Below are 278 nucleotides of genomic sequence, written 5' to 3'. Positions count from 1 at the left end.
AATCCTCGGCGGCGCAACCCCACGTGAAATACTTAACGAACTATTCAAGCGTGGCGCATCCACCGCTTGATTCCGCCTCCTAACTCCCGCTCTTGGCTTTCGTACTTTTGTTTTCGATGGTGTCAACAACTCATCTTGCTTGTTGTCTTGTCTTGATCTGACGGCCTTGGCCAGGAAACGCTTCGCTGCGGCCACGTTCCACTTCGGAGAGAGGTAAAAGTCCAGGGTCTGGCCACCGGCGGTAATCGCCATATAGAGGTAGCACCACCTGCCGCCGA

Annotated in this window: 1 pseudogene; it reads right to left on the bottom strand. The window is 54.7% G+C overall.

Annotated elements, in window-relative coordinates:
* Positions 1 to 111 precede the first annotated feature (111 nt).
* Positions 112 to 278 (bottom strand): annotated as a pseudogene (locus QP904_RS11875) (DDE-type integrase/transposase/recombinase); the annotation flags it as partial.

Origin of the sequence: Corynebacterium nasorum (assembly GCF_030229765.1) — a bacterium.
GTDB lineage: Bacteria > Actinomycetota > Actinomycetes > Mycobacteriales > Mycobacteriaceae > Corynebacterium > Corynebacterium kefirresidentii.
This window is presented reverse-complemented; position numbering and strand designations above follow the sequence as displayed.